The organism is Rhodococcus sp. EPR-134, assembly GCF_001647205.1.
GTDB lineage: Bacteria > Actinomycetota > Actinomycetes > Mycobacteriales > Mycobacteriaceae > Rhodococcus_F > Rhodococcus_F qingshengii.
Window position 1 is genome coordinate 1 of sequence record NZ_LVCT01000250.1, and the last position, 4,354, is coordinate 4,354.

Genomic DNA, 4,354 nt, shown 5'->3' on the forward strand with positions numbered 1-4,354 from the left:
CGTCAAGCGCTTCGTGATCTTCTTGTCGAAGGGCGAATCGAGCGGCGGGGGCGGGGCACTGTCGTCGCGAGTCCGAAGTTGGTTCAGCCGCTATCGATTCGTTCCTATACCGAAGGTGCTCTGAGCGCTGGGCGAGTACCCAGTCGTAAGGTTGTGACCTTCGAACGAATGTCGGCCGACGACGGTCTCGCCACGGAATTGGGTATCGAACCAGGTGACAGCGTCGTTCACCTCGAGCGTGTCCTCTTCGCCGACGGAGAGAAGATCGGACTCGAATCAACGTTCCTGCCGGACAGCAGGTTCGGTGAGATGCTCGACGCTTTCGATGCGACGACGTCGCTGTACGCGGCTATCCGTTCCATCGGCGTGGTCTTTGCCTCCGCAACCGAACGGATCGAGACGGTGCTCGCTTCACCGCGGGAGGCAACCCTCGTCGAGTCCACCACCTCGATGCCGATGCTTCTATTACACCGGACGTCTGTCGACCCGGATGGTGTGCCGATCGAGCGCGTTCGTTCGCTCTACCGTGGTGACCGTATTGCCTTCTTGACGACTCTTCGCGAGTAGGAGGGGCGTCGAGGGGGTCTGCTGTTACCGGGAACGATAGGCACTCCCAGGCCCGTGGAATTTGTTCTGTACTGGACTCCATCAAACGGGAGGACAGTGAACATGGGTGACAAGAAGGTCTGGTTCGTAACCGGCGCAGGCCGGGGGATGGGAGTCGATATTGCTCAGGCTGCTCTTGCCGCCGGGCACGCGGTGGTGGCAACGGGGCGTGATGCGGACCGTGTTTCTGCAGCGATCGGTGCGCATGACGACCTGTTGGTGATTGCCTTGGACATCACCGACGAACAAGCCGCATATGCTGCGGTGGACACGGCAGTTGCACGATTTGGTGGAATCGATGTACTGGTGAACAACGCCGGAAACTTCTACGCCGGGTTCTTCGAGGTTGTCAGTCCGGCGCAACTTCGCGCTCAGATGGAGACCAACTTTTTCGGGCCGATCAATGTGACACGGGCGGTGTTGCCGGTAATGCGTAGGCAACGGAGTGGACGTGTCGTGACTGTCAGCTCGCTTGCGGGCCTGGTTGGTCAGGAGTTTTGCGCAGCCTACGCGGCGTCGAAGTTTGCGCTGGAGGGTTGGATGGAATCATTGCAATTCGATGTCGAACCGTACGGAATCGGGACGATGATCGTGGAGCCGGGATTCTTCCGGACCGAACTGCTTGTCGAGGGTGCGTCGTCGGTCTGGCCGGAATTGTCGATAGACGATTACGACGCTCGGACTGGCGAGACCGTCGAAGCGTGGAAGAGTATGAACGGTGCCCAGGGCGGGGATCCGGTGAAACTTGCCGCGGCACTTGTGGCACTTGTCGATTCGCCGCTACCCCCACGTCGTTGGGTCGCCGGTGCCGATGCAGTGTCCGTGGTCGAGCAGAAAGCCCACCAACTACTCGATCAAGTTGAAGCCCATCGCGGTTTGTCCTCGTCGCTTGCCCACGTGGACGTGACGACCTGATCCGAGTTTGTCAGGTCACGGGAGTGAGGTGAACATGTCCACGAGCCCCTGGGGTGCGTTCTCGCCGAAGCACATGTCCAGTCCATCAGCGGACTGTTGTGCCGATGCGGCGCTGCGTGGGAATAGGCGCTCTTCGTAGACAGCTAGCCCTTCCTCCGTGCTGCTGTGCGACGCGATCGCCTGGCCGAGTTCCGCGCCGTCGAGCATTGCCAGGTTCGCGCCCTCTCCGGCAAACGGCGACATGACGTGGGCCGCGTCCCCGAGCAGAGTGACCCCGGGAGTACGGCTCCAACTGTGGCCGATGGGAAGGGCATGGATGGGGCGAGGGGTCAGCGAGCTGTCGGCTTCGACGATCAGTGAACGCAGTGACTCGTCCCAGTCCGAGAAGTGTTCCAGCAGAACCTTCTTCGCGATGTGATCGTCGGAGAAGTCGACACTCGCTGCCCAGCTCTCGGGAACTCGCAGGGCGGCATAGATGTGCAGACTGTTGTCGGTCTCACGGTGGGCAAGGAAGCCCTTGTCGGCACTGAGTGCGAACATCATTCCGCCGCCGACGGTTTCAGTGGCATCCACGTGCTGGTTGTCGGCGTCGTGAAGGTCGAACTCCACGAAAGATATTCCGGTGTACGCAGGAGTGTCGTTTGAAACCAATGGACGGATTTTCGACCACGCACCGTCGGCGCCGACCAGGAGATCGGTGGTGAAGTGGGTTCCATCCGCGAGGTGAACTTCGTGTCGACCATCCGGCAACGGATGAGCACTGCGGACCTTGGCTCCCCAGTGGATTGTTTCCTTCGGAATTGAGCTGAGCAGTAGGTCACGGAGCTGGCCGCGGTCGATTTCCGGGCGGTCGCCGTCTCCGGTGTCCTGCTCGCTCAGGTGCACGACGGCATTTCGATCGAGGACGCGTGTCTCTTCCCCGCCTTGATGAACGAGGGCGCGGAACTCCTCATAGAGGCCGGCGGCACGAAGCGCGATCTGACCCGAGTCTTCGTGGATGTCGAGCATCCCGCCTTGAGTTCTGGCTGTCGGTCCGGATTCGAGATCGAATACCGCCGAATCGATTCCGCGGAGATGGAGGACTCGGGCGAGGGTGAGGCCACCGAGGCCGGCGCCGATGATTGCGATGGGGTACTGGTTCATGGTGGGTTCCTAAGAAGTGAGTGGGGTGTTCTCGATGCCCGTGATGAGCGTGCGGAATCCCCAGGAGAGGCGCGCCGAGGGTTCACCGGCAAGTAGAGCTGTTGCATGTCTTGCGACGAGTGGGTGCGTCTGCGGGTTTGCGTTCTGGATTGCGTCGGTCAGCGCGCTCCATTGGGCATCCGCGTCGGCGGAACTGTTCGGCGCCGAGTGTTCGGCAGCAGTGGACGTCGCGTACTGCAGTAGCAAGTCCACGCCCCACGCGGCTTGACCTGGAGGGACTTCGCCTTCGTCGAGCAATGCCAGCAGGCGCTCGAGCAGGCGTACGTAGTGAACTCCGCTGGGTCGGGAAACGAGTGCCGACTGGGCGAGACCGGGATGATCGAACAGCACGGCCGTGTACGAGGTCAACACCCGTTCAAGGCGAGCTTGCCAAGTGCCGGAGGAATTTTCGGCGAGGTCGACCACTCCGAGAAGTGTGTCCAGAACGGCGGCGTGCAATTCGGCGGTATTTTGAACGTACACGTACAGAGATGCCGGCCCGGTATCGAGTTCGAGGGCGAGTCGACGCATGGTCAATTTCTGCAACCCCTCCGATCGCAAGATTTCCACCGCGGTACTGACGATGCCCTCGCGTGTCAGAGCGGGTTTGGCCGGACGATTGCGTCGGCTCGATGGACTTGCTGGCTGGTTGGGCATGTTTTTACCGTACACGAACATGTTCGTAACGAACATGTTCGTTGAGTCACGTGCTGATGTCACGAATCACATGCTGATGTGAATGGGCTACATGCCCGTACCGCCGGAGAGCATTGCGATCGTCAGTAGGATGCCACCCACAATCCCCACGAGCGGGCTGTCGCTGTCGAGAAGCCAGTCGTTCAACGATCCCATGAGTGCCTCTTTCGGGTTTCGATCTGTCGACGGTCGAGCCTATCGACAGATCGAAACCCGAGATGTCACTTTCGTCCGAATTGTGGATCGGACCCGCGGTGATCAGCCGTAGACGTTGCCCGGGCTGATCAACTTGGTGATCGGCACCATCAAAGCACTGGTCAGGTCGGTCTCTCCGTCGATGTCGGTGTTGATGAAGACGACCAGGGTTGTGTCCTTCTCGGGCAAGTAGACCGAGACTGTCTTGTAGCCGGGCAGGCTTCCGTTGTGACCGATCCAGCCGCCGCTGTTGAACAAACCGAGTCCGTAGCCGGAGCTGTCGTCCCCTTCGCTCAAGCTCACGGTTTGCAGGCGCTGCTTCTGAGTGGCGTCGGTCAGGAGATCGCCTTTGGCCAGCGCCGGAACCCAGATGCGCATGTCGTCCAACGACGAGATCATTGCACCCGCGGCGCCGCCCCACGACGGATTCCAGTCCGTCGCCGCGGTCACGGATTCGTCGAGCGTTTGGTTGGTGTACCCCTGAGCGTGTGGTGTCGGGAACGCGCTGGTGGTGGGAAAGCTGGTGTGCTCCATTCCGAGTGGTGTCGTGATCTTGGTGTCGATGACTTCCGACAGTTTTGAGCCGGAGACCTTTTCGATCACCATGCCCAGCAGAACAGTGTTGGTGTTCGAATAGTCGACGGTGGTCCCTGGTCGAAGTTGGAGTGGGAGGTCCTTGACGTACCCGACGAGTTCCTCCGGTGTGAAAGTTCGGCGGGGATCCGAAAGATATTCCATCACAAACTGTTCGGACGTCGTG

Annotated in this window: 5 protein-coding genes; 2 read left to right on the forward strand and 3 right to left on the reverse strand. The window is 60.4% G+C overall.

Translation table 11 applies throughout. The features are described 5' to 3' along the window. Both A2J01_RS11130 and A2J01_RS11135 read left to right on the forward strand, forming a co-directional pair. A partial coding sequence (locus A2J01_RS11130; RefSeq protein ID WP_064112694.1) for a GntR family transcriptional regulator occupies positions 1-567 on the forward strand: 567 nt, incomplete at its 5' end. 102 nt (positions 568-669) lie between these two features. Then, positions 670-1,521, forward strand: a complete 852-nt coding sequence (locus tag A2J01_RS11135) for an SDR family oxidoreductase (protein ID WP_058226315.1) — start codon at positions 670-672, stop codon at positions 1,519-1,521. 15 nt (positions 1,522-1,536) lie between these two features. Here A2J01_RS11135 and A2J01_RS11140 read toward each other — a convergent pair whose 3' ends face one another. From A2J01_RS11140 to A2J01_RS11150, 3 genes are all read right to left on the reverse strand, one after another. Then, complete coding sequence (locus A2J01_RS11140) at positions 1,537-2,664, reverse strand: FAD-dependent oxidoreductase (RefSeq protein ID WP_064112695.1); 1,128 nt, start codon at positions 2,662-2,664, stop codon at positions 1,537-1,539. Between the two features lie 9 nt (positions 2,665-2,673). Beyond that, positions 2,674-3,360, reverse strand: a complete 687-nt coding sequence (locus A2J01_RS11145) for a TetR/AcrR family transcriptional regulator C-terminal domain-containing protein (protein ID WP_064112696.1) — start codon at positions 3,358-3,360, stop codon at positions 2,674-2,676. Between the two features lie 297 nt (positions 3,361-3,657). Next, positions 3,658-4,354, reverse strand: a 697-nt coding sequence (locus A2J01_RS11150) for a serine hydrolase domain-containing protein (RefSeq protein ID WP_064112697.1), incomplete at its 5' end; no start/stop codon positions are given.

Bases quoted from the DNA above. Each gene is read 5' to 3' on its own strand.
- A2J01_RS11135 (WP_058226315.1), top strand. From the start codon at position 670: ATGGGTGACAAGAAGGTCTGGTTCGTAACCGGCGCAGGCCGGGGGATG.
- A2J01_RS11140 (WP_064112695.1), bottom strand. From the start codon at position 2,664: ATGAACCAGTACCCCATCGCAATCATCGGCGCCGGCCTCGGTGGCCTC.
- A2J01_RS11145 (WP_064112696.1), bottom strand. From the start codon at position 3,360: ATGCCCAACCAGCCAGCAAGTCCATCGAGCCGACGCAATCGTCCGGCC.